Raw genomic sequence first — 21,208 nt, 5'->3', positions numbered from 1 at the left:
GATCTAAATTATAGAGCAAACCCAATGGTTTGGTTGTTTAGTTTTTCAGGTTCGTTAAACGTTGTTTCATGGCGGGTGTCATCTCAAAGTGTCCATCACGGTGGACAATAAACACCGCTTTCACGCCAAGCTGGTCGGCAATGCGTTGCCAGTCTTGTTCGCCGGCAACCAGTAGTGCGGTGGCAGCAGTATCAGCGGTAATGGCATCGTCATGAATCACCGTAACCGAAGCAAAGCTGTCGGCCGGCCAGGCGTTATTGGGATTAATGATGTGACTAAAACGTTGACCTTGCCAATCAAAATAACGCTGATAGGTGCCCGAGGTGAAAATGCTGTCGCCATCTTGGGCTTGAAGTTGGGCGATGGCTTGAGATGGCGCGCTGGGGTTTTGGATACCAATCGACCAGGCCTGGTGGTTTTTAAATCCTAATGCTTTGATATCGCCGCCAATATTAATTAGTGCATTTTGAATGCCGATATCGGCTAAGGTTTGCGCGGCGATGTCAAGCGCTAAGCCTTTTGCATTGCCACCAAAGTCGAGCTGAACATTCGAATTACGACTGAACAACTGGTGATCTTTGAAGTAGATATCTTTGATCGAAGGCCGTGTATTTAACCAGGCCTGGCGTTCGGCTTCGGAGGGGGGCGGGCCTTGCCAGTCTTCCGAATGAAACCCCCACATCTTAATTAATTGGCCAATGGCCGGATCAAACAAATAGTCTGTTTGCGCGCTGAGTTTTTGAGTGGTTTGAATAAAGGCTTTAACCGTGTCCGGCACTTCAATTGCTTGGTTATTGGCAATGGCCTGATTGATTTTGCTGACAATCCCGCCTTGTTCCCAAGCATGCCATTCGTTGTGGAAGGTTTGAAAACGTTGTTCAATCGCTTGAATTGCCTCTTGTGCCTGTTGGGTTTGCGCCCCAACAATCAAGACTTGAACTTCGGTGCCAAATACATAAAAGCTTTGTTGGGTGGTGTTTTCGGGTGCGCTACAGCCTGTTAGCCACAAGCTGGCGCCTAATAGAAGACTGTAAAAAAAACCGAGTTTTAAGGTAGGCTGGAGTAGAAACTTAGATGGCATTAAATTCATTTGGTACCATTTATCTTAGATTTTAGTTTAGATTCAAGATTATCTAGCAGTGTGCCGGCAATATTCAAACCGAATTGCTTGTCTAACTCACGAATGCAGGTGGGGCTGGTTACATTGATTTCTGTAACATAGTCGCCAATCACATCAAGGCCAACAAAAATGAGACCTTTTTCGCGTAATTTAGGCGCAATTTGTTGGCATAACCAACGATCTCTATCGGTTAACTCAATCCCTTCGCCTCGACCACCTGCCGCAATGTTGCCGCGGGTTTCGCCGGTTTGTGGAATGCGCGCTAGGGCATAAGGCACAGGTTCGCCATCAATGAGCAAGATACGTTTGTCACCCGCACTGATTTCAGGCAAAAAACGCTGCGCCATAATATGGTGTTGGCCGTGGTCAGTCATTAATTCAATGATTACACTTAGGTTTGGATCGCCCTGTTTGACACGAAAAATCGACGCCCCACCCATGGCATCGAGAGGTTTGAAAATGGTGTCTTGTTGTTCAGCAACAAACGCTTTTAGCAGATCAGCTTGCGCACTTACCAGCGTGGGCGGTATGGATTCCGGGAACCAGCTAGCAAACAGTTTTTCATTCGCATCGCGTAAACTCTGAGGTTTGTTCACCACCAATGCACCTTGCGCTTCAGCCAGCTCAAGCATATGGGTTGAGTAGAGATAGTCGTTGTCAAACGGCGGATCTTGACGAATTAAGATAATATCTAGCTCAGCCAAATGAGTCGCTTTGGAGGCACCGAAACCGTAGTGTTGGCCATCATTACGATCCCACACTTTGAGTTCGCTGGTGATGGCAAACGGCTGGGTATTTTGTAGATAAATATCCTGCGGTTGCATATAAAACAGTTCGTAACCCCGGCGTTGCGCTTCGAGTAACATCGCAAACGAGCTGTCTTTGTAAGGTTTAATCTGTTCAATCGGGTTCATTACGATGCCGAGTTTAATCTGCATTTGTTGTCCTTTAGCCAAAAATTAAGTGATGGCTCATTACTATGCGTGAAGGCTTATAAAACGTCAATAACATCGGATGGCAGTAAGCTCGATTCAGAACGGCTTTGCGCCACCTTATCGCCGGCGCGCGCATGCAGCTCTACGCCGCGTTGAGCCGCCTCAAATAAACTAAACCCTTGCGCCACTAGGCCAGCAATGAGTCCAGTTAACACATCGCCCATACCACCTACCGCCATGCCTGGATTGCCGGCACGACATAACGCCATGTTTTGTCCATCGTAGATTAAGGTTCCCGCACCCTTGAGCACAATCACACCGCCATAACGTTTGTGCAAAGCTTGAATCGCGTTAATGCGGTCGTTTTGAATTACATGGGTTGGCCGTTCCAGTAATCGAGAAGCCTCGCCCGGATGTGGCGTTAATATCCAGCGTTCGTAATGAAAGGGTTCAAGCGCCAAGCAGTTCAGCGCATCCGCATCTAATACCAGCGGACGATTGCTTTTACATACTTCTTCATATAGGTTCCAAGCCCAGCTGTCGGTGCCAAGTCCGGGGCCAATCGCAATCACATCGGACTTAATCGCCAAACGATGAAAGTCGGTTTGTTGGTAACACATCAGTTCGGGCTGGGTTTGGCTTAAAGCGACCTGGTGTTCAGCACGGCTGATGAGTTTGGTTAAGCCCACCCCGGATCGCAAACAGGCTTTTCCGGCCAAGGCTAACGCACCCATCATATTGTGATTGCCGCCGATTAGTAAAGCCGAGCCATATGTGCCTTTATGACTATTACGTCGACGTGTAATGCAAGGCAGGTCATCTTGTTGCCAGCTGGTAGCCTGCGGAACCAAGTCGTTGCGTATTTCTTCTGGCAGCTGTAGATCACCTAAGTGCACTTGGCCAGTAAAATCGGGGCCATCATTTAGATAGAGGCCTGTTTTATGAACGATGAAGCTTGCGGTATGTTGCGCTTTAATCGCCGCGCCTAACACTTGTCCGTTGTTGGCGTCTAAGCCGCTTGGAATGTCGAGTGCAAGAATCGGGCGTTGTGCTTTATTAATCGCATCAATGATTTGGTTCCAAGGGGTTTCTAGGGGCCGATTCAAGCCTATGCCAAACAACGCATCCACCACAAGGTCGGCCTGCATGAGTTTTTGGGCTGAAAAGTCAGCGGCAATTAAACCTAAAGCGAGCGCTTCTTGACGTGCTTGGGCAGCGGAGCCTTCAAGCGGAGCTTCACCAATTTGAGCAATGTCGACTTGGTGGCCGTTAATGTGCGCAATTTTAGCCAGCGCATAACCATCACCGCCATTATTGCCAGGACCGCACAAAATATAAAGCTGTCGGGCTTGCGGCCATTGTCGCTGCAAAATTTCGAAGGCAAAGGCCGCCGCACGCTTCATTAGGGTTAAACCAGTTAAACCCAGCTGGGTAATGGCTTGGTTATCAATCGCTTGTGCTTGTTTAACGGAATAGAGTTTAAGCATGGGGGTATCTGGTTTTATGGGTAATGCAATGATTAAACCACAGGAGAGGGATGGATTTCCAGATATAAAAAAACCGACACGAGGTCGGTTTTCTAGGCAAAATCAAGATTACTTGATTTTGGCTTCTTTGAACAAGACATGTTTACGAACCACTGGATCGTATTTCTTGATTTCAAATTTTCCAGCCATGGTACGTTTGTTTTTATCCGTAGTATAAAAATAACCTGTACCGGCTGAAGAGACTAACTTAATTTTATCGCGCATAACCGTCTCCTAATTAAACCTTCTCACCACGTGCGCGCATATCTGCAAGCACTGACTCGATTCCGTTCTTGTCGATTGTACGCATAGCAGCTGGTGTAACGCGTAGTTTTACAAAGCGGTTTTCAGATTCAACCCAAAAACGGTGCGATTGTAAATTTGGCAAAAAACGGCGACGTGTTTTACGGTGAGAGTGGGAAACATTGTTACCGACCGCAGGGCGTTTTCCTGTGACTTGGCAAACTTTAGACATCTCTCAATCCCCTATATCCATTCATTAACGATGAAAACTTCAGAGCAAGAAGCAAACCGCTCGCTCAAGAATTCTAAATTACGGTAAAGAAACTTTACCTAAAAACAAGAAGACAGAATTATCCACAAATCCTGGCTTGAATGCAAGACTTAATTCGGTTAAATCCAAAAATCTGCATGGGGCTAGATTTGGGCGCACTGCGCCATCGAGTGCCAGCGCCCATGATCACCTAGGATAACATGATCTAATAGTCGAACATCCACTAGGTTAAAGGCTTGTTTTATTAATTGGGTAATCTGGTGATCACTTTCGCTGGGCTTAGGAAGGCCTGACGGGTGGTTGTGTGTCACAATCGCAGCGGCGGCGTTATGTTTAAGCGCCAGCTTAACAAGTTCGCGCGGGTGGACACTGGCTTGGTTTACGGTGCCATAAAACAGAATTTCGAAGTGAATCATTTGATGTTGTTGATCAAGGAGTAAGCAGCCAAATTGTTCGCGCGGTTGATGACCGATTTGATTCATAAAAAACTGGGCACTTAATTCCGGCGATTGGAAGGCTTGGCCTTTTTTGAGACCGCTTTCAAAATGACGGCGTGCCATTTCTAATACCGCATTTAGTTGCGCATATTTTGCCAACCCTAAACCTTTAGCTTGGCAAAACTCGGCTTGGTCGGCATGCAATAAGCTGTGTAGATCACCAAAATAGTCGAGTAGGTCTTGTGCGAGCTCGACCGCACTTTTGCCTTTTACGCCCACCCGTAAAAAAATCGCCAGTAATTGTGCATCCGATAGGCTTGCGGCGCCAAATTCGATAAGTTTTTCACGCGGTTGATCGTGGGCGTGCCAGTGTTTGATCGACATTTAAACTCCTTATGAGTATCGCAATGTTAGCCATTAATACACAAGAGTACTGACCACCAGGCCTGGTGGTTAAGCCGCGTGTTGTTTGACCTTTTTCTGGCAAATGAATATTAGGTTTTTGATTACTTTGGCGAATACGGGGTAGCGATGTTCTGTAATTTGATAAATGCTTTGTGCGCTTTCATTGGGCAGTTTGAGGGCAAATCGAGCGATTTCGAGAAGTTTATTCATTTGTGCGGCGCTAAATCGATCGTTTAGCTCAAAATAAGACACTTTGGTGAGCAGGACTTTGTCAATGATGTCGAGCCATTCGGTATCATTTATGAAGGGGTAGGTCTTTTGAAAAAAATCATCAATGCCGTGTTGACGCATCAATATCAATTGCTTCATCGTGCTGTATTTAAGCAGGTCTTCGGCAGGTGGTTTTAAATTGAGTGGTAGTTCACCGATAAAGCCGGATTCAACATGATGATTTGTGCCGGGCATAGGAAGTTCTCATTATTTAAAGTTTAAGATTTAAGCATTCTTCAATTTCATAACGTTGGATTTCGGTCTGCAAAAAAGCCTGCTCTTTGCCATCCGGGAATTCAAAATTCATCGCCATGCGTTCCAGTCGGCCTAGTGGATCGGCCTGAATATTTACAATCACACCATCAAACTTTAGCACTTTTTCGGCTTCAGGAAAATACAAATGCACATGTACGCGTTGATGGATGTCGAAGCTTTTTTCAGTTAACACCGCCAAGCCGCTGGCACTGACGTTGGCCATTTCTTCCGGCCATTCGGTTGGGTTTTGGCGTAAGCAGTGGTCATCATGAATGCGACGAAATAATTCGGTGTGTGTGGTGATAAATTCGGCGCTGTGCAAAATCGATTGCACCAGTGGAATGTTGTCGTATTTGGAATCGCTAAAAATCTGACTGAGCTCATCAATCCGAAAGCCGTGCGGTAAGTAATCGGGTGCATGGAAATGGTCGGCACTAGAATTTGAAACACTTTCGACTAATCGGTTTAAAAAAAACAGGTATTTGTCTTCAATAGTTTTAAGGTGTTGATGGGTTTTAGGCGAGGATTGTTGCAAGGGTTTAATTTTGATAAATCCTTGCTGGTGACTAATGAGGTCTTGCCACACGGTTTTGTTAAATTTGGGGTTGTGACCGCGTGCGATCATTTCGCAGCATTCGCCAAAAAATTCAACTCGCCGAATAATATCCAGAAAAATATCGGTTAAGGCCTCTTTTTGGTCTTGGATATGAGTTAACGATTCCAGGGTGCGTTGTTTTTGTTCAGCCAGTTGTTTGTGAATGTAGGGGGTGTGGTATTTGGCCCCAGTTGAGTAAATATCGCGATCAAAAACCGGCGCACAAGCGGTAACGAAATAGCGCACAGGCATATCAATACGAAAAAAACGTCGTACATTTCTAGAGGATCGAGACATAGTGATGGTGTGCCAGCATATTTTTATTTTATTGCTAATCAGTATAGGCAAGATAAACGAAAAATAAAAGAGAGGTTTATCTTAATTACGCTTTTTTACCTTGTAAAGTGCGACTTCTCCAAGTAAATTTGGCCATAATCGCATACCTAGATTGGTTTGATGTTGAGTGTTCACAACCGTGCGGGCCATTACTTCAATGCCTTTTTCTTCGCAAAGGCCTTCAAAGTCGTTAAAGGTACAGAGGTGTATGTTGGGGGTGTCATACCAATGGTAGGGTAGGGTATCGGTTTCTGGCATCCGGCCTTTAAACAGCAGTTGAGCACGCATTTTCCAATGGCCAAAGTTTGGGAAGGTAATAATGCCTTCTTTACCGACGGTTAACATGCGGTCAAGCAACAAGTCTGGGCGGCTAACGACTTGCAAAGCCTGGGTCATGATGACGTAGTCAAAGCTATGAGGATCAAAATACGCGTTTAAATCGCCACTGTTTAAGTTGCTTTGAATCACATTGATACCATTCATAACGGCTTGAATGTTTTTTTGTGGATCAATTTCCATGCCGTAACCGCGCACTTGGCGAGACGACTTCAGGTAGGTTAACAATGTACCGTCGCCACAGCCAAGATCTAGCACGTGGGAGCCCGGTGAGATCCAGTCAGAAATCAGTTTAAATTCCGGCGTGATAACTTGGTTCATGCAGGACGAACCTCCTGTTGTAGGCGACGCATGTATGCGCGGAAAATACCTTCGTAATGGGTGTTAGGCAGTAAGAATGCATCGTGGCCGTGCTCAGACTCGACTTCGGCATAACTCACACTTAAATCGTTATCTAATAACGCCCTTACTATTTCACGCGAACGTGCCGGTGAAAAACGCCAGTCAGAGGTAAAAGAAACCACTAAAAACTGCGCTTTTGTATGAGCGAAGGCTTGGCTTAAATTATTTTCAAACTCGCCGGCGGGGTCAAAATAGTCGAGTGCTTTGGTCATGAGTAAGTAGGTGTTGGCATCAAAGTTTTGTTTAGTAGCAAACTTTTCACCTTGATAACGCAGGTAGCTTTCAACTTGGAACTCGACATCAAAACTGTATTTGAGTTTGTCAGCGCGCAGTTCGCGGCCGAACTTGGCGCCCATCATGTCATCCGATAAATAGGTTAAGTGCCCTAACATCCGCGCAAGGGCCAGACCACCTTTAGGGGTGGTGCCAGCTTCGATAAAACGCCCTTCATGAAACTCAGGGTCGGTCATAATTGCGCGGCGTGCAACCTCGTTGAACGCAATGTTTTGCGCGCTTAACTTAGGCGCGGCGGCAATCACCACCGCATGGCGAAGTTTATCTGGATAATCAATTGCCCACTGCATCACCTGCATGCCGCCCATTGAGCCACCCGCAATTGCCGCCCATTGGTCAATACCTAAGTGTTGGCGTAATTGGTTTTGGCTATGCACCCAGTCACGGCAAGTGACAATCGGAAAGTCACTACCAAAGGCTTTGCCTGTTTCCGGGTTAAGTGAGGTGGGGCCAGTTGAACCACGGCAACTGCCTAGATTGTTAGAGCAGACAACGAAAAACTCGTCGGTATCAATGGGTTTGCCCGGGCCAATGTAATCGTTCCACCAACCGGGCTTTTCGTCGCCGTCATAAAAACCGGCCACATGATGATCGCCACTCAGGGCGTGGCAAATCAAAATGGCATTACTGGCCTCGGCATTTAGCGAACCATAGGTTTCATAGACCAAGTCATATTGAGGTAACACCGCGCCGCTGACGAGGGCTAGTGGTTCATCAATATGCAAGGTCTGCGGGGTGACGATTCCGATTGAGTTTTTCATGGGCGCTATTTTACACCATAGTTTGCGCAAGCTGCACGATCGAACCGACAATTAATATCTGAGCAAGTTTGATCACTAGAATGGCGATAATCGGCGATAAGTCAAAGCCACCCATGGGCGGAATCAACCGCTGGAAAGGTGCCAAAATGGGGGCAGTTAACTGGCGAAATATATCCAGGTTTGGGTTACGGCCTTGATCAATCCAGCTCAAGATAATTTGGATGATAATTAACCAGAACAGCATGTCGAGCAGTACGTTGATGATTTCGGTTAGGCTGCTTAAAAAGATGAACATTAAGCTAAAATCACGTGCGCTCAACCAGCCGATGAGGAGCACAAAAATGATTTGGATGGTAAAGGCCGCACCTAACGCCGCCAAATCCCAGCGTCCCTGAGACGGTAAAATCATCGCAAACGGCTTACAAACTGGGTTGGTTACTTTGGCAATAAACATCACAATCGGATTGCGCCAATCGGTGTGGGTGGCGCGGATTAAAAATCGTAAAACCAAAACAAATATCACCAGGCCTGCTATAAATTGCAGTAAAAAAAGTCCGGCTTGATCGACAGGTGATCCCATTATTCTTCTCCTAATTCATCAGCTAGTTGTTGTGCGCGTTTGTGAGAAGCGTGCATGGCACGCGACACAATGGCGGAAAATTGATCCGATTCAAAACTTTTTATCGCCTGCTCGGTGGTGCCGTTGGGTGAGGTGACTTGTTGGCGAAGTGTGGCGCAGTCGTCAGCGCTTTCTAGCGCCATTTTAGCCGCACCAAACGCGGTTTGCAGCGTGAGCAAATGCGCGGTTTTAGGGTCTAGTCCCAGTTGTTTGCCTGCGGCCTCCATGGCTTCCATAAATAAGAAGTAATAGGCCGGGCCGCTGCCGGACAATGCAGTTACCGCATCGAGCTGGTTTTCTTGATTGACCCACAAAGTTAAACCGGCGGCGCGCAAAATGTGTTCGGCATCGGCTTTTTGAGTGCTGGTGACTTTGGGATTGGCAAATAATCCGGTCGCGCCGGCTTGAATTAAAGCCGGTGTGTTGGGCATGCTACGCACAATCGCCTGATTGTTACCTAGCCAGCGATCAATGTCGGCGCTGCGTACACCCGCCGCGATCGAAATCAGCAGCGGTTTTTTGTTTTGCACTGTCGGCGCCAGGCTTTTGCTTAGCGCTTGTAATTGCTGAGGTTTAACCGCCAGCACGACAATATCGGCTTGTTGGATGGCTTGTTGATTGTCGCTATAGCATTTAATGTCAAAACGTTGGCTTAAGGATTCAGTGGTATCGGTGTTTGGATCGGAGGCCCAGACTTTGGATTTGTCATAACCACTAGCCAGCAAACCGCCAATTAAGCTGCGGCTCATGTTGCCAGCACCAATGAAGCAGATGGTGGAATTCATGTTGTTGTGTCCTTTATTCAGTTTGATATCGCTATTATGCCAGAAATATGGGCTTTTTTAAGCCAGCCTGAAGCGCCAAAGTGATGAATTCACGCTTTTACCGATAAAGCATTGGCTCAAGCTTTCAGTTTGAGGGTCGATAGAGTTAATAAGAGCTTAGGTGTCCATATGATAGAAACACCGAGTTTGCTAAACTTAGGCAAGTTTTATAACGAGTGGACTGAGATGACTGTTTGGCAAATTCTGCAAAAATATAACCCGTTTAAGTGGCTAATGATTGGCTTGGTGCGCTTTTACCAGTTGTTTATTAGTCCAATATTAGGGCCACGTTGCCGTTTTTATCCAACTTGTTCGCACTACACCATTGAGGCGTTGCAACGACACGGATTGATTTACGGTTTCTGGCTAGCAATTCGGCGCATTGGTTCTTGTCACCCCGGCAGTGACGGAGGCATAGATCCGGTGCCTGAATGTGGCTGTGGTTGGTTGGGACATCGCTGTGACGACCATCAGCTTGTAAAAGACTCGGACATGGAAAAATCACCAGACGAGACCATTAAAGACAGCGATAAAAAGGAGAGTTAACATGGCTATACCAGAGGGTGTTACCGCCGGCGGCGTGGTTGCAGGTACGATGGCGCAAAGCCAAGTATATGCGAAACAAGAAGCCCAAGTAACCATGCTGAAAAAGTCCATGGATGCGCAAACGGACGCCGTCATGACGTTGTTGGAAGGGATCGCCCCGGTTCCGGCTTCGAAGTTGCCGGCGAACCTTGGGCAAAATATCAATACGACGGCTTAGTCGTAAATTGAGTGTGACGCTGGACTTTACATCCAGTGTCGGTTCTCATTTATTGTTTGTCGCTTCAAGCTTAAAACGCTGGATATCCATATTTTGTGATTGATAAAGGCTAAAGCTCACCTTTTTCAATTTTCTCAATCAGGATTGAAATGTCAGCTCCATAGTTGCCAATAAATTCTCTTTCTTGCGTTGATGGAGGCCATTCTTCGTTAAACGAATACTTCATCATCACCTCTGTGTCACGACCACGACGCTCAAATTTCGGTTTTTTGTATTTATGCTTTGAATCCCTTCTGAAAACAGAATCTTGGCTCTAAGCGCTTCAAATGAGTATCCACGACCCAAGCGCTTCATAATACGGATCAGGTTGTTTAGCGACTCCGTATAGGCATTCGTCACTGGGTGATGAAAATAGTTGAGAATATACAGTTACCAATTCTCAAAAGCGCGGATTAAATTTGCATAAGCACCGGCAATCTCGGGTTTAATCATTTCGCGCCATGCCTGGTAGCGATGGTTGGCATCCAGCAGGTTTTCCGCATCATAAATCTCGTAAAAGGCTTCTTAGCAATATAGGCCAGTGTCAGTTGAGGATAATTCTCTAACCAGCCGGACATAATAAATGTTTATGGTCGGAAAGTTCCTTGCGACGCTTGAGAAGTATAAAACGGTCATTCTTGAGGTGACGTCGTTGTTTTGGCTCTAGTTCGGAGCGTAGCGATTTACGTACGGTGTCAAGTGCATCATTTGCCATACGCACAACATGAAACTTATCAATGACAATGCTTGCATTCGGCAATACCGCCTCAACCGCATCGCGGTATGGTCGCCACATATCCATTACCACGTACTTAATACCGTCTTTGTTATGTAGGTTGCCGAGATAGCGCAGCATAGTTTCTTTATTACGGTTTGGTAGCACTTCGACAACAGTATTGTTTTGAATATTTGTTATCACGCCACGCGGCTTAATCAGATGGATTTCATCTATGCCCATCCATTGGGGCGTCTCGAAGCGTACTGTCTTTTCAAGTTCGTTGATCTAGTCATTGAAAACCGATTTGACTGTGCCTTCCGCCACTCCAATGTCCTCGGCGATAGAGGCGAATGTATTCTTAATAGCTTTATGACCAATCCAGTCTTTTAAACGAATGGTCATCTGACGCTTGGCGTCGGTTTCTGGAATCGATTCATAGAAAGTTTTTCGACAAGATTTGCATTGATAACGCTTGGTATCGACATAGATGCCTGCACGCTTTCCATGAATGGGGAGGTCACGGATTAGCTGTTCTCGCTTACCAAACCCAACAATTCCAGGTGTGAATGACAGTTCGGGAATAATTCGGCTTGTTGCCCTAGAGTAGGTTGTGAAGCAGTATCTTGCATCAGCCTAATACCCACTTGCCAGTTTTCTGAATTTCGTCATGCATTGCATCGGGTGCCAAATCCAATTCACCAGGCCATGTAACAACGCCATCCACTATGCGAACTTGACGAAATTCTTGAGGGTCTTTCAACTTTTCAAAAACACCGTAGAAAAATGAATTGGCGAATTCTACCGTTCCTTGCACCCCGTCCTTAAAGCGAACGTAAAGCGCGTTATCCGCTTTTACACTGACTTCTGTAACATCCCATTCCATAACTTACTCCAAAGGTGCAATAGGTTTTGGTGCTTGGTGATTTGAGCAAAGCTCCCAATCTTCTATTAATTCAGACTGATGCAACTCTGCCCAGTCTAAAACCAAGTTGGCTGCTCTACGGGGTAACGAGCCTTTAATGATCTCCATTTTCTGAAAATCAACAACCGCCTCGTGACCGCTGTATTTAACATGAATATGAGGTGGCGAATGGTCGCCATAGAACATCTGAATAATGATTCCGTAGAATGTGCTTATAGTTGGCATTTTCAATCCTCTAAATCAATCTAGGTTTTACAGCCCCTATTTGTTAGGGTACCTTACCTTGTTTAATTCCTCCAAGGATTGATAAATAGCGCCCTCAAAAACAGTTATGGTTTTATCAGGATTATGGATACCAATGCAATTACTTCCAGCTTCACCATCCATTGTTAAAGGGTAAGAGATTGAAGAGCATGCGTCAATAATCCAATAAGTCTCAATGCGCCACGCAATACTTGCTCAATAACTTCAACTCTATCGTCCATGCCATATGCAGCGAAGCAGCCGTCAAAGGCCGGAATAATATCAATTTATTCTGGTTTCACTATTAGCTCTCCTGATAAGCGGAGTCAACACCAATCAATCATAAAAAGAGTTTTTATTATCACGCTACAAAGAGCCATAATCAATCACAAAATATGGATACCCAAAACGCTTAAGCAACTAAATTAGTTAATTAAGCCCATTAAATTTGGATCATCAATATACCCGCCTTCAATGCCTTTGGTCACCACCGCGACCGCATCATGCGGATGCAGGCTTTCTAAATGATTCACACGTAACCAGTAATCACTCACTTGTGTTTGTTCATCCAGAGTGGCTTGTAAACGTCTGGCCGCATCTTCACAGAACATTAAATTACTTGCATTTAAACGCGCAAACTCTTGTTCATCTTCACGTTTAACCGCGGCTTGCACCGGGGTTTTCAAACTGTTTTCGATGATATTAATCCAGTCTGAAAAATCAAAGTCAGACATGTTTGAAATATTGGCTTTAATTTGAGCGTAAGAGCGCTGGCTATGAGGTGTCGCGCAAATCCCTTCCGGTGTGCCTAACCATGCCACTACTTTGTGATAATCCAAGTTTTCAGTCTGCGAAAATTTTTCTTCAAACGCTTGTTGAATTAGCTGGCGAGACAAAGCCGCCGAACAAGGGCAGGTTGACGAATAAGGTACTTCAATGGTGACTTCACAGGAATATTGACCTTGTTTGAGTTCACCACGGAAGGTGGCCGGATAATGTTTCCAGCCGGAATTGTCACTCATTAAAGAGGCACGACGTTCATAATAGTCAAAGCGGAATTCAACAAACGCGTGATCACTTAAACCTTGGTGCGACTCAATAAACTGGCTCAAAATATCTTGTATACGCGCAGGTGACAAGGTGTTTTGAACCGCCATTTGGTCAAGCAGCAAGTATAGCCGAGACATGTGAATGCCTTTGCTTTTAGGGTCAATTAAGTTGACATAAGCTTGAGTGCGAGACGATAAACGAATGGCTTCGTGTTTGGATTGAACCAGAATGGGCAGCTCTATGCCACTCATTCCGACCCAGTTAAGTTTACCTTGTGGGCCCTGGTGGGGTTGGCACGCGATATCGGGCATGTGCTTGGTCATGCAATTTCCTTCTGTAGCCTAACCGCGAGATAGAATTCTATGCTGCGCGTGTTATTGATTTTAGTAGATCGGAGATAATAACAAGCTTTGGCTTATAGGTCACGAACTTGTATTAGATTTGTCAGGCTTTTTTCTAGCGCTTGAAAGCTTAATGTCGGATCAATCTCTTGATCAAACACCAACTCCAAGCGGCTGTCGGCACGCCAAGCTTGCTCTTCAAGGCTGAGCTGACCGTCTATCCAATTAAGCTGCTGCCATTGTTGACCCATTCGTATTAAACCTTTGGCTCTAACCAGGCCTGGCGGTGGCGTATCGAACCATTCTCTAACCGCCGGGCGCATAAATAAAAGCTTGGATGTGAAAATCCAGCCGACACTGCTCACTGGCCCAACTTGAATGTGAGCACGAATCACGTTGGGCAACTGGCTATCGGCTTCAAGTGATTGAGTGGGTGTGGCTTGGTGTATGGGGGCTTCTAATAAACTAAAACCAGGCCTGGTGGGAGTTTGCTCTAGCCAGCTAAGATCCACTTTCGCTTGCTGAGTCGCCATAATGGCGGCTTTTGTTGGACGCAGGTTTTTCAGAAAAGTTTCGGATGACTCAAGTTGTTGGGCGGAAATTAAATCGGTTTTATTTAATACCAAGTAATCGGCTAGGCTGATTTGATCGCGCAAAACCGCCGATTTTTGATAACGTTCTAAGCTAAAACTCGCCATATCAAGCACACAGAAGGTGTTTTGTAGCTTAAAAGGTTGAGTGTTTTGATGACGTTGCAGCAGGTCAAGAATTTGGGCAGGGTGACCCAAGCCGGTGGGTTCGATAATTAAGCGATCAAGTGATTTAAGTTGGCCGACTTGGTTTAACGCTTTCGCCAGATTTGCTTGTGCGCTACAGCAAATACAACCGCCGTTGACTTCAAATAACGGCACGTCTTGTGATTGCAAGCTGGCGCCGTCAATGCCGATGTCACCAAATTCATTTATAATCAGCGCCCAGCGCGTGTGCGTGGGTTTGTGTTGAAGCAGGTGGCGAATAAGACTGGTTTTGCCGCTACCCAGCAACCCTGTCACCAAGGTGACGGGAATCGGTTTATTCAAACAGGTCTTGGCCATCTAGTAGGTCATCAACCAATTGTTTGCGGTGCAGCTCAATCCCTAAGGATTCGCACACAATGCGTGCATCGCGATAGGCGTTGTACAAGCAGGTGGTTGCGCCCGGAGAAGGGGTCATATTGAAAATTAAATTCTCGCCTTCCGGTACAATGCTGGCTTCGCCCAGTTTAAGTTCACCAGTGACTTTGTCGATGACTTGCGGACGTAAACCACCCACACCTTGAGCAAAAGTGAGGTCTTTTTGCTGCAGGCCTGGAATGATTTTGCGAGCATCTTTTAAAAACAGCTTTTGACGAATGCCGGGAATTTCAAACGCGATATTACGGAAAATGTAATTGCGGATTACGCGGTCTTTCATTAAGTCCCAAAAGACTTTTATAACTTTAAAGTCCAGCTTTAAACTTCTCCAGAAATCCCAATAGGTGCCGCCAGTGTAACGCTCAAGTTTTGGCAACATCAAGGCAGTTGGGCCTAAGCGGGTTTTATTGGGTTCAATTAAGTCCGGGTCGCCATGTAAAGCGGCAAACGGCAGTTTGTCGTTCTGAATCGTGTAAACCTTGCCGTTGAGCATTTTCGGAACATAATAAAAGCTGCCGGCCATTGGCAAAATCGACATTTTTAAACCGTGCCCAAGCTGGTTGGCCAGCAACAAACTGTGCGCTCCGGCGGACACCACTACAAAACGCGACATAAACGTGCCTTGTGGGGTGGTGATTTCGTAATGGTCTTCAAACTTTTTAATGCGTTTGACTTCGGTGCTCAAGTTGATCGAAATGTCGCTGGCGTATTTGCGTGCTGAATTAATAAACGCGCGCGACAAATTGCCATAGTTCACTGCGCTGTATTCATCGGTACAGCCGGATGCGAGAATTTTTTCGGGGCGTGGCTCGCCATTAACTAGAGCGACAGCCGGTTCTATTTCGGCAATCTTTTCGGCATCCCAAAGTTGCATATAAGGGAAGGTTTCAGCAAACTCGTGGTGGCGTTTTTCCAACACCTCACACTCTTGCTCTCCGACCGCCAAAATCATTTTTGGGAATTTGAAAATAAAGTTGTTTTTATCAACCTGGTCAGCGTAACGCACCAGCATATTGGCTTGGCGTTTTACCTGAGCAGCTTTCGCCAATGAATAATTGGTCTCGATGTCTCCGCAGTGCAGAGTTTGACTATTGCTACGCGCATTCGAATTAAGTGGCGCAAGGCTGCCGTATTTTTCGAGCACGGCGATGGATTTTACACCGCTGTATTTTGCTAAGGTATAGGTCAAAGCACAGCCAGAAATACCACCGCCGACGATGACAACATCAAAAACCCGTTTCTTCATGATGGATAAAACTCTTGGGACGAATCGAACCAGTCATTATAAAGGAAAGCTTGGCTTTTGGATAACTAATTTGTATTGGGGTATAAATTAGTTTAAAAGTGAGTTTTGTTCAGAATAGCCTAATTTTCAAGTGGTTAAATTAAGGTTCCCTTCAAAACGTTTGCTTAAGCACCCTTTGCTATGGAGGAAATATAATTGCTTTAATCTGGTTATTCAGATATATTGATTTTAGCTTTATATTTGTTTCAACTTATTAATGGAAAAAGCCATGTTTACAGCATTGGGTAATTTGGTTGCGTATCAGTGGCTGGGTTTATTGCCGGATAGCCGACTCGGGCAGGCGGTGCAATTTTTTGTGATGGACGTGGTGCAAATTTTTGTGTTGCTGGGCGTTATTATTTATCTGATGGGTTTGTTGCGCACCTTAGTTTCGTCGGAAAAAGTGCGTGAATATGTGCAAGGCAAACCCAAGTGGATGGCGCGTTCTTTAGCCATTCTACTGGGGGCGTTAACACCGTTTTGCTCTTGTTCCTCGGTGCCTTTGTTTATCGGGTTTGTTGAAGCCGGTGTGCCGCTGGGGGTGACCTATTCATTTTTAATTGCCAGCCCGATGATTAATGAAATCGCGATGGTGATGTTAATCAGTATATTGGGCTGGGAAGTGGCGCTTTTATATCTGGTAGCAGGCCTGGTGGTCGCTTATGTGGGCGGTGTATTAATGGAAAAACTCAAACCTGAACGCTGGGTAGAAGATTATGTTTGGAAAATTCAAATGGGACAAGTCGCCGGTGTCGCATCCGACAATTCATTGCGTGGTCGTCACCACAATGCGGTGGCCGAAGTTAAAGAAATCTTCCGTCGTTTATGGAAATGGGTGTTGGTTGGTATTGCATTGGGTGCGTTGTTTCATGGTTACGTTCCACAAGAATGGGTCGAAACCTATTTGGCCGGTGACCAGGCCTGGTGGTCGGTGCCGGCGGCGGTATTGTTAGGGATCCCGTTGTATTCTAATGCGGTGGGGGTAATCCCAATCATTGAAGCGATGTTAGGAAAAGGTGTGCCGATTGGTAGCGCTTTGGCTTTGATGATGAGTATTGCGGCGTTATCGTTACCGGAGTTGATTATTTTGCGTAAGGTTGTCAAATGGCCGGCGTTAATTTGGTTTGCCGGGATTTTGGCGGTTGCGTTTATGTTAGTGGGTTGGTTGTTTAATTACATTTTTGCTTAAAGTAAGCCTAAAGGGGAAACAGATGAAAGGAAATAAAGTCGTACGTTTAATGGCGATCATGGTGTTGTTGCCGATGATTATTGCGCATTTAATGGGGCAGGTAGACATGCTTAGTCTGAGTTGGCTTTGGGTCACGGCCTTTGCTGGTTTAATGGGATTGCAGGCCACTTACACTGGTTTTTGCCCGGGCAGTCTGATTGCTAAGTTCTCTAAAGACGGCCAGTGTTGTGAAGGTGGCTCTTGTGGCACGTCATCGCAACCGGCTCAGCAAAAATCGACGGAAAGTTCATGTTGCGGTGATTCAGTCAAACCACAAATGTCGGGCTGCTGTGGTGGCGACACAGATAAAGCCGGTGCGCTAAATAAAACCGACCTTTTTAAGGTTAAGGTATTAGGAACCGGTTGTGCTAACTGCAATAACACTTACAAGCAGATTGAAAAAGTGAGTGCAGAACAGGGTGTGAACATCGAGTTGCACAAAGAAGAAGACTTGGCTGAAATCGCTAAATACGGTGTAATGACGACCCCCGCCGTGGTCGTGAACGAAAAAGTAGTACACGCCGGAGGCGTGCCAACCGCTAAAATGGTGGAAGCTTGGTTTAAATAATGGTCTAGTTAATCGAGGTGCTCAATAGGCTGTTTAAATCTGATGAGATTAACGCTCAACCCTTGCGGGTTGGGCGTTTTCGTTTTAGACGAGTCTCTTTTAGGCAAGCACCAGGCCTGGTGCTTATCTAAAATAGTAGCCGATATTCAACATCACTCCCGAGGCCGCGAAAGCCGCCAGCTCAAGGCTCACCTGTTGTATGTCTACCCCAATTGAGGGCACTAAAACGGGGGCGGTTTTATATTTGTTGAGCGGAACTTTATCTTGATATTCGCCACGGTAACCGTGCAGTAATCCGCCGGTCAAACGCAGATATGGCTCTATAAATTCATATTTATTAAAACGGTAACGCCCGCCAACATAGCCGTAATAAGTGCGTTGTGAAAAAGAATTTTTAAAGGTTGCCGCGCCTACAAACCATTGGGTGTGGTTTACCCAGGTATAAGCACTATTTGTTAAAGTTTCGGGCTGGTATTGTGCGCTCGGATACCACAGAAGGTTGATTAACTCTTGCTGATTATTGTGATCCGGGTCGTGTTGGTAATGATGTGTCCAAAGCGAAGTTTGCACCAGAAATTGATGACCTTCATCTTGCTTCGTGTCAGCATAAACTTGCGATGAACCCAATAAAAAGCACAAGGCTAACAACGATCTTTTTAACATTTGATGAGACCCTAAATTTTTAGAAAGCTTACTTTATAGAAATTCAGACAATAGTTCAATTAGGGTGCCCTTATGATGGTCAAAGTAAGATTCTAACTGAATAGGATTGGATTTTTATCATAAAATTGTAATTTATGTTTATGCAAACTAATTTATACTGCTTCTAAATACGATATTTCAGATATAAGGAACAGGGTATGACAATTCGAGTTGCAATTAACGGTTATGGACGAATGGGACGTTTGGCTTTGCGTGAAGCTTGGGGTTGGCCGGATATTGAAATTGTGCATATCAACGAAATCGCCACCGATGCTTATGGTTCAGCACATTTAACCAAGTTTGACTCAGCACATGGTCGCTGGTCAAGAGACGCGGTGGCCGAAGGTAGCGAGATTGTGATTGAAGGCAAGCGCATTAGTTACAGCTCAAATAAAGACATCGCCGATACGGATTGGCAAAGCCTGAATTTAGATGTGGTGATTGAAGCGACCGGTAAATTCCGCACCAAAGAATCGTTGCAAGCCTATTTAGATCAAGGTGTAAAGCAAATTGTGGTGGCCGCACCGATGAAAGAGGGCATTAAAAACATTGTAATGGGTATTAACGATCACATTTTTGAAGCGGGTAAAGACCCCATTATTACCGCCGCGTCCTGCACCACCAACTGCATTGCACCGGTGATTAAAGTCATGCACGAACAAATCGGTATTAAACACGGCATGATCACCACCATGCACGATCGCACCAACACCCAAAAAGTGGTCGATCATGGGCATAAAGATTTACGTCGCGCACGTGCGAGTTTTGAATCTTTGATTCCGACTACAACGGGTTCCGCGACCGCGATTGCATCGATTTTCCCAGAATTAAAAGGCAAGTTGAATGGCGTGGCGGTGCGTGTGCCGCTGATGAATGCGTCTTTGACCGATTTAGTATTGGAAATGAGGCGCGAAACCTCGGTCGAAGAGGTGAATCAAAAACTACAACAAGCCGCCAATAGCTATCTAAAAGGCATTTTAGGTTTCGAAGAACGCCCGCTGGTATCGGTAGATTACGAAGGCGAAACCTGCTCATCGGTCATTGATGCGCCATCCACCATGGTGGTGAACGGCACGCAAGTGAAAATTCTGGCTTGGTACGATAACGAAATCGGTTATGTCTTGCGCATGATGGAACTGGCGGTCAAAGCGGCGCAAATGAATCGCACTGTTTAAACTCTTGTAAATTTTTAACCACGAAGGACACGAAGCGCACGAAGGTTTTAGAGTTAAATAGTTTTAAACTCATAACTTAACTAACCATGTTTGTTATAAGCCAATTCAGGTTTGATAACTTAAAATTAAAAATTAACTTCGCGCTCTTCGTGTCCTTCGTGGTTCAAAAACAAACCAAAAGGCTTTAACCATGTCTCCCACTCAGCAATATGCAATCGTCACTGGCAACTACTGGGCGTTTACCGTAACCGACGGCGCGTTGCGTATGTTGGTGGTGTTGTATTTCTGGCAGTTGGGGTATAGCCCGCTACAAATTGCGTTGCTGTTTTTGTTTTATGAGTTTTTCGGCATCGTTACCAATCTGATTGGCGGCTGGCTGGGCGCACGTTGGGGGTTGAACATCACCATGAACATTGGGCTGGGTTTGCAAATTCTGGCTTTAATGATGCTCACCGTGCCGCCCGAATGGCTCGGGGTGGTCTATGTAATGATAGCGCAAGCCTTATCCGGCATCGCCAAAGACCTGAATAAAATGAGCGCTAAAAGTTCAATAAAAAACCTCGCCTCAGATACTTCCGGCCAACTATATCGTTGGGTGACCTTATTAACTGGCTCAAAAAACGCGCTCAAAGGCGTGGGTTTTTTTGTTGGCGCGGTGTTGTTGTCGGCCTACGGTTTTGCCGAGTCGATGATGATTATGAGTGGGATGTTGGCGGTGGCCTTATTGGTGTCGATCGTGTTTTTGGACGGCTCATTAGGCAAGGCCAAAAACAAACCCAAGTTCAATGAAATGCTCTCCAAAAACCCCAGTTTAAATTGGCTGTCCGCCGCCCGATTTTTCTTGTTCGGTGCGCGTGATGTTTGGTTTGTGGTGGCCTTACCGGTGTTTTTGGTGGGGGTGCTAAAGTGGGAGCCTACCTCGGTGGGCGCGTTTATGGCCTTGTGGGTAATCGGTTACGGTATTATTCAAGCCTTAACGCCAAAATTAACCGGCCTAAAATCCGGCGCGAATCCGACCGATAAAACCGCACGCTGGTTAGCGCTGGTGTTGGCCGCCGTGCCGTTTGTCATGGCGTTAACTTTGGATATTGAGCCGCAAACCATATTAATAGCAGGCCTGGTGGTTTTCGGCGTGTTGTTTGCATTAAATTCAGCGGTACATTCTTATTTAATTGTCTCCATCGCCAATGCCGACGGCACGTCCAAAGACGTCGGTTTCTACTATATGGCCAATGCCGGTGGTCGGTTAATGGGCACGGTATTGTCGGGTTACGTTTATCAAGTTGCAGGCATGGAAGCCTGTCTGTATTTCTCCGCCGGCTTTATCCTCATCGCCGGATTACTCGTCACCAAAATGAACCAGTCAGCTTAAC

General features: G+C 45.8%; 27 protein-coding genes. 6 read left to right on the top strand and 21 right to left on the bottom strand.

Going from position 1 to position 21,208, the window contains the following annotated elements; all coding sequences use genetic code 11:
- Positions 1-37: 37 nt before the first annotated feature.
- The 12 genes from IBX48_RS02390 to proC all read right to left on the bottom strand — a co-directional run bounded on the left by IBX48_RS02390 (position 38) and on the right by proC (position 9,590).
- Complete coding sequence (locus tag IBX48_RS02390; RefSeq protein ID WP_296830321.1) at positions 38-1,090, bottom strand: FAD:protein FMN transferase; 1,053 nt, start codon at positions 1,088-1,090, stop codon at positions 38-40.
- The gene (gshB, locus tag IBX48_RS02385) at positions 1,087-2,058 is read right to left on the bottom strand and encodes a glutathione synthase (RefSeq protein ID WP_296830319.1); all 972 of its coding nucleotides are present in this window, start codon (positions 2,056-2,058) and stop codon (positions 1,087-1,089) included. Before gshB ends, IBX48_RS02390 begins: the two co-directional genes overlap by 4 nt.
- Positions 2,059-2,111: 53 nt before the next feature.
- Complete coding sequence (locus IBX48_RS02380; RefSeq protein ID WP_296830317.1) at positions 2,112-3,542, bottom strand: NAD(P)H-hydrate dehydratase; 1,431 nt, start codon at positions 3,540-3,542, stop codon at positions 2,112-2,114.
- Between the two features lie 108 nt (positions 3,543-3,650).
- Positions 3,651-3,806, bottom strand: coding sequence for a 50S ribosomal protein L33 (gene rpmG / locus IBX48_RS02375; RefSeq protein ID WP_029933737.1), 156 nt, complete (start codon positions 3,804-3,806; stop codon positions 3,651-3,653).
- Between the two features lie 13 nt (positions 3,807-3,819).
- On the bottom strand, positions 3,820-4,056 hold the full coding sequence (gene rpmB, locus IBX48_RS02370) for a 50S ribosomal protein L28 (RefSeq protein WP_296830313.1): 237 nt from the start codon (positions 4,054-4,056) through the stop codon (positions 3,820-3,822).
- A gap of 182 nt (positions 4,057-4,238) precedes the next feature.
- A complete protein-coding gene (gene radC, locus IBX48_RS02365; RefSeq protein WP_296830311.1) occupies positions 4,239-4,916 on the bottom strand; it encodes a DNA repair protein RadC in 678 nt (225 codons plus the stop codon).
- A gap of 69 nt (positions 4,917-4,985) precedes the next feature.
- A complete protein-coding gene (locus IBX48_RS02360; protein WP_296830309.1) occupies positions 4,986-5,402 on the bottom strand; it encodes a hypothetical protein in 417 nt (138 codons plus the stop codon).
- Positions 5,403-5,418: 16 nt separating this feature from the next.
- Positions 5,419-6,354: a PilZ domain-containing protein gene (locus IBX48_RS02355; protein ID WP_296830307.1), complete on the bottom strand. Its 936-nt coding sequence runs from the start codon at positions 6,352-6,354 to the stop codon at positions 5,419-5,421.
- Positions 6,355-6,435: 81 nt separating this feature from the next.
- The gene (gene metW, locus IBX48_RS02350) at positions 6,436-7,038 is read right to left on the bottom strand and encodes a methionine biosynthesis protein MetW (RefSeq protein ID WP_296830387.1); all 603 of its coding nucleotides are present in this window, start codon (positions 7,036-7,038) and stop codon (positions 6,436-6,438) included.
- 8 nt (positions 7,039-7,046) lie between these two features.
- Positions 7,047-8,186 carry a homoserine O-acetyltransferase gene (locus IBX48_RS02345; RefSeq protein WP_296830304.1) on the bottom strand — a complete coding sequence of 380 codons (1,140 nt, stop codon included), beginning with the start codon at positions 8,184-8,186 and terminating at the stop codon, positions 7,047-7,049.
- Between the two features lie 10 nt (positions 8,187-8,196).
- A complete protein-coding gene (locus IBX48_RS02340; RefSeq protein WP_296830302.1) occupies positions 8,197-8,766 on the bottom strand; it encodes a YggT family protein in 570 nt (189 codons plus the stop codon).
- Positions 8,766-9,590, bottom strand: a complete 825-nt coding sequence (gene proC / locus IBX48_RS02335) for a pyrroline-5-carboxylate reductase (protein WP_296830300.1) — start codon at positions 9,588-9,590, stop codon at positions 8,766-8,768. Before proC ends, IBX48_RS02340 begins: the two co-directional genes overlap by 1 nt.
- A gap of 225 nt (positions 9,591-9,815) precedes the next feature.
- Between proC and yidD the strand changes: the two genes are divergently transcribed.
- On the top strand, positions 9,816-10,175 hold the full coding sequence (yidD, locus tag IBX48_RS02330) for a membrane protein insertion efficiency factor YidD (protein WP_296830385.1): 360 nt from the start codon (positions 9,816-9,818) through the stop codon (positions 10,173-10,175).
- Position 10,176: 1 nt separating this feature from the next.
- Positions 10,177-10,392 carry a YjfB family protein gene (locus IBX48_RS02325; protein WP_296830298.1) on the top strand — a complete coding sequence of 72 codons (216 nt, stop codon included), beginning with the start codon at positions 10,177-10,179 and terminating at the stop codon, positions 10,390-10,392.
- Between the two features lie 228 nt (positions 10,393-10,620).
- Here the strand turns inward: IBX48_RS02325 and IBX48_RS10625 are convergent, their stop codons facing one another.
- The 8 genes from IBX48_RS10625 to IBX48_RS02295 form a co-directional block, all read right to left on the bottom strand.
- Complete coding sequence (locus IBX48_RS10625) at positions 10,621-10,815, bottom strand: transposase (RefSeq protein WP_365942343.1); 195 nt, start codon at positions 10,813-10,815, stop codon at positions 10,621-10,623.
- Positions 10,816-10,993: 178 nt separating this feature from the next.
- On the bottom strand, positions 10,994-11,389 hold the full coding sequence (locus tag IBX48_RS02320) for a transposase (protein ID WP_296830296.1): 396 nt from the start codon (positions 11,387-11,389) through the stop codon (positions 10,994-10,996).
- Positions 11,390-11,434: 45 nt separating this feature from the next.
- Positions 11,435-11,704, bottom strand: a complete 270-nt coding sequence (locus IBX48_RS10620; RefSeq protein ID WP_365942342.1) for a helix-turn-helix domain-containing protein — start codon at positions 11,702-11,704, stop codon at positions 11,435-11,437.
- A gap of 73 nt (positions 11,705-11,777) precedes the next feature.
- Complete coding sequence (locus IBX48_RS02315; protein WP_296830295.1) at positions 11,778-12,032, bottom strand: DUF2442 domain-containing protein; 255 nt, start codon at positions 12,030-12,032, stop codon at positions 11,778-11,780.
- 3 nt (positions 12,033-12,035) lie between these two features.
- Positions 12,036-12,296, bottom strand: a complete 261-nt coding sequence (locus IBX48_RS02310; RefSeq protein WP_296830293.1) for a DUF4160 domain-containing protein — start codon at positions 12,294-12,296, stop codon at positions 12,036-12,038.
- 443 nt (positions 12,297-12,739) lie between these two features.
- Entirely contained in the window at positions 12,740-13,687 is a 948-nt protein-coding gene (gene folE2, locus IBX48_RS02305) for a GTP cyclohydrolase FolE2 (RefSeq protein WP_296830291.1), read from the bottom strand.
- Between the two features lie 92 nt (positions 13,688-13,779).
- Positions 13,780-14,784: a GTP-binding protein gene (locus IBX48_RS02300; RefSeq protein ID WP_296830289.1), complete on the bottom strand. Its 1,005-nt coding sequence runs from the start codon at positions 14,782-14,784 to the stop codon at positions 13,780-13,782.
- Positions 14,777-16,123, bottom strand: a complete 1,347-nt coding sequence (locus IBX48_RS02295; protein ID WP_296830287.1) for an FAD-dependent oxidoreductase — start codon at positions 16,121-16,123, stop codon at positions 14,777-14,779. The genes IBX48_RS02300 and IBX48_RS02295 overlap by 8 nt, the downstream gene beginning before the upstream one ends.
- A gap of 268 nt (positions 16,124-16,391) precedes the next feature.
- Between IBX48_RS02295 and IBX48_RS02290 the strand changes: the two genes are divergently transcribed.
- Both IBX48_RS02290 and IBX48_RS02285 read left to right on the top strand, forming a co-directional pair.
- Complete coding sequence (locus IBX48_RS02290) at positions 16,392-17,351, top strand: permease (protein WP_296830285.1); 960 nt, start codon at positions 16,392-16,394, stop codon at positions 17,349-17,351.
- Positions 17,352-17,373: 22 nt separating this feature from the next.
- The gene (locus tag IBX48_RS02285; protein WP_296830283.1) at positions 17,374-17,958 is read left to right on the top strand and encodes an MTH895/ArsE family thioredoxin-like protein; all 585 of its coding nucleotides are present in this window, start codon (positions 17,374-17,376) and stop codon (positions 17,956-17,958) included.
- A gap of 123 nt (positions 17,959-18,081) precedes the next feature.
- On the opposite strand, the gene IBX48_RS02280 is transcribed toward IBX48_RS02285, so the two are convergent.
- Positions 18,082-18,621 carry a hypothetical protein gene (locus tag IBX48_RS02280; RefSeq protein ID WP_296830281.1) on the bottom strand — a complete coding sequence of 180 codons (540 nt, stop codon included), beginning with the start codon at positions 18,619-18,621 and terminating at the stop codon, positions 18,082-18,084.
- Between the two features lie 197 nt (positions 18,622-18,818).
- Here IBX48_RS02280 and IBX48_RS02275 point away from each other — a divergent pair, with 197 nt between their 5' ends.
- Positions 18,819-19,835, top strand: a complete 1,017-nt coding sequence (locus IBX48_RS02275) for an ArsJ-associated glyceraldehyde-3-phosphate dehydrogenase (protein WP_296830278.1) — start codon at positions 18,819-18,821, stop codon at positions 19,833-19,835.
- 190 nt (positions 19,836-20,025) lie between these two features.
- Positions 20,026-21,207, top strand: a complete 1,182-nt coding sequence (arsJ, locus tag IBX48_RS02270; protein WP_296830276.1) for an organoarsenical effux MFS transporter ArsJ — start codon at positions 20,026-20,028, stop codon at positions 21,205-21,207.
- Position 21,208 lies beyond the last annotated feature (1 nt).

Origin of the sequence: Thiomicrospira sp. (assembly GCF_014859555.1) — a bacterium.
GTDB lineage: Bacteria > Pseudomonadota > Gammaproteobacteria > Thiomicrospirales > Thiomicrospiraceae > Thiomicrospira.
Note: the sequence above shows the minus strand (reverse complement) of the source record. Positions and strands in the feature narration are given on the sequence as shown.

Excerpts from the sequence above, each read along its gene's own strand:
- arsJ (WP_296830276.1), top strand. The coding sequence starts at position 20,026 with ATGTCTCCCACTCAGCAATATGCAATCGTCACTGGCAACTACTGGGCG.
- folE2 (WP_296830291.1), bottom strand. The coding sequence starts at position 13,687 with ATGACCAAGCACATGCCCGATATCGCGTGCCAACCCCACCAGGGCCCA.
- rpmB (WP_296830313.1), bottom strand. The coding sequence starts at position 4,056 with ATGTCTAAAGTTTGCCAAGTCACAGGAAAACGCCCTGCGGTCGGTAAC.
- IBX48_RS02390 (WP_296830321.1), bottom strand. The coding sequence starts at position 1,090 with ATGAATTTAATGCCATCTAAGTTTCTACTCCAGCCTACCTTAAAACTC.
- gshB (WP_296830319.1), bottom strand. The coding sequence starts at position 2,058 with ATGCAGATTAAACTCGGCATCGTAATGAACCCGATTGAACAGATTAAA.
- yidD (WP_296830385.1), top strand. The coding sequence starts at position 9,816 with ATGACTGTTTGGCAAATTCTGCAAAAATATAACCCGTTTAAGTGGCTA.
- IBX48_RS02325 (WP_296830298.1), top strand. The coding sequence starts at position 10,177 with ATGGCTATACCAGAGGGTGTTACCGCCGGCGGCGTGGTTGCAGGTACG.
- IBX48_RS02345 (WP_296830304.1), bottom strand. The coding sequence starts at position 8,186 with ATGAAAAACTCAATCGGAATCGTCACCCCGCAGACCTTGCATATTGAT.
- IBX48_RS02290 (WP_296830285.1), top strand. The coding sequence starts at position 16,392 with ATGTTTACAGCATTGGGTAATTTGGTTGCGTATCAGTGGCTGGGTTTA.
- IBX48_RS02275 (WP_296830278.1), top strand. The coding sequence starts at position 18,819 with ATGACAATTCGAGTTGCAATTAACGGTTATGGACGAATGGGACGTTTG.
- IBX48_RS02315 (WP_296830295.1), bottom strand. The coding sequence starts at position 12,032 with ATGGAATGGGATGTTACAGAAGTCAGTGTAAAAGCGGATAACGCGCTT.
- rpmG (WP_029933737.1), bottom strand. The coding sequence starts at position 3,806 with ATGCGCGATAAAATTAAGTTAGTCTCTTCAGCCGGTACAGGTTATTTT.
- IBX48_RS02310 (WP_296830293.1), bottom strand. The coding sequence starts at position 12,296 with ATGCCAACTATAAGCACATTCTACGGAATCATTATTCAGATGTTCTAT.
- IBX48_RS02320 (WP_296830296.1), bottom strand. The coding sequence starts at position 11,389 with ATGGGCATAGATGAAATCCATCTGATTAAGCCGCGTGGCGTGATAACA.
- IBX48_RS02285 (WP_296830283.1), top strand. The coding sequence starts at position 17,374 with ATGAAAGGAAATAAAGTCGTACGTTTAATGGCGATCATGGTGTTGTTG.
- proC (WP_296830300.1), bottom strand. The coding sequence starts at position 9,590 with ATGAATTCCACCATCTGCTTCATTGGTGCTGGCAACATGAGCCGCAGC.
- IBX48_RS02380 (WP_296830317.1), bottom strand. The coding sequence starts at position 3,542 with ATGCTTAAACTCTATTCCGTTAAACAAGCACAAGCGATTGATAACCAA.
- radC (WP_296830311.1), bottom strand. The coding sequence starts at position 4,916 with ATGTCGATCAAACACTGGCACGCCCACGATCAACCGCGTGAAAAACTT.
- IBX48_RS02355 (WP_296830307.1), bottom strand. The coding sequence starts at position 6,354 with ATGTCTCGATCCTCTAGAAATGTACGACGTTTTTTTCGTATTGATATG.
- IBX48_RS02340 (WP_296830302.1), bottom strand. The coding sequence starts at position 8,766 with ATGGGATCACCTGTCGATCAAGCCGGACTTTTTTTACTGCAATTTATA.
- IBX48_RS02295 (WP_296830287.1), bottom strand. The coding sequence starts at position 16,123 with ATGAAGAAACGGGTTTTTGATGTTGTCATCGTCGGCGGTGGTATTTCT.
- IBX48_RS02360 (WP_296830309.1), bottom strand. The coding sequence starts at position 5,402 with ATGCCCGGCACAAATCATCATGTTGAATCCGGCTTTATCGGTGAACTA.
- IBX48_RS02280 (WP_296830281.1), bottom strand. The coding sequence starts at position 18,621 with ATGTTAAAAAGATCGTTGTTAGCCTTGTGCTTTTTATTGGGTTCATCG.